The sequence below is a fragment of the Oleiphilus sp. HI0061 genome (genome assembly GCF_001635675.1).
Window position 1 is genome coordinate 1 of record NZ_LWFE01000097.1, and the last position, 890, is coordinate 890.

The 890-nt window shown below is 46.5% G+C and carries 1 protein-coding gene; it reads right to left on the bottom strand.

The features are described 5' to 3' along the window. Positions 1-51: 51 nt before the first annotated feature. Positions 52-890 (bottom strand): OmpA family protein (locus tag A3735_RS01215; protein ID WP_231882321.1); only part of this gene is annotated, 839 nt, incomplete at its 5' end.

The following is an 890-nucleotide window of genomic DNA, read 5'->3' on the forward strand; positions in this document are numbered from 1 at the left end:
TAGCGACATATAATGTCGCCATGGCGTTTAGCTGCATTCAAATAAGAACTTTCACTGACTTAATTCTGCAAGCGACGTACTTTCAATCACTTGCGAAGGTTCTATTGGCTCCTCTTTTGTTGAAATCATTTCTTGAGAAATATTTTGGCTGAACTCGATAGCTACTCGACGATCTAAAATTGCATTGCCCTCATCACCTTCAGCCACGTGAGCCATGCTTTCACCGACTGACTTAATCACAATACGCTCTGCCGAAATACCTTGTGCGAGCAAGGCATCTTTCACGCCTTGTGCCCTAGCTTGGGATAGTTCTTGATTGAATATCGCCGGGCCACTTTGGTCGCTAAAGCCTGTCAAAGTTATCTGTAGATGAGGATAGCGCTGTAAGAACTCCGCCATACTGGAAATACGATCGCTAACATATGAGGGGACACGCGCTTGGCCTTTTTCAAAGTAGATCTCTTGGGTATAGGCACTCAAAAGATTCGACAAATCGCTCTGTTCCAAGGTTTGAACCTTGCTCGCCAACTCAGCTTGTAAGTCATTTAATTTTTCAGTTTGATGGTGATGGCGACGCTTTAGCTCACCTAACTTAGCCCTGGTTGCTCTTAGCTTTTCCATCTCTGTGTTCAAGTCATTGGAGCTAGACGTCACTAAGTTCGCTTGTTCGTGCAACTGTTCCTGAGCCTCTTCAAGCGCCTCGTGCTGATCTTGCCCCCAACCAAAAGCACCACCCAAGCTAGCACCTATAGCAATACCCGGAGGGCCTGCAATAATGCCGCCTAAGACAGAGCCAATGCCCAGCCCCCAATAGGTTGACTCATTACTTTCTGCACTCGTTTGTACTGCCAGCTCATTAGCAAAAGGTGCTGAACTCATACTAGCGAGCA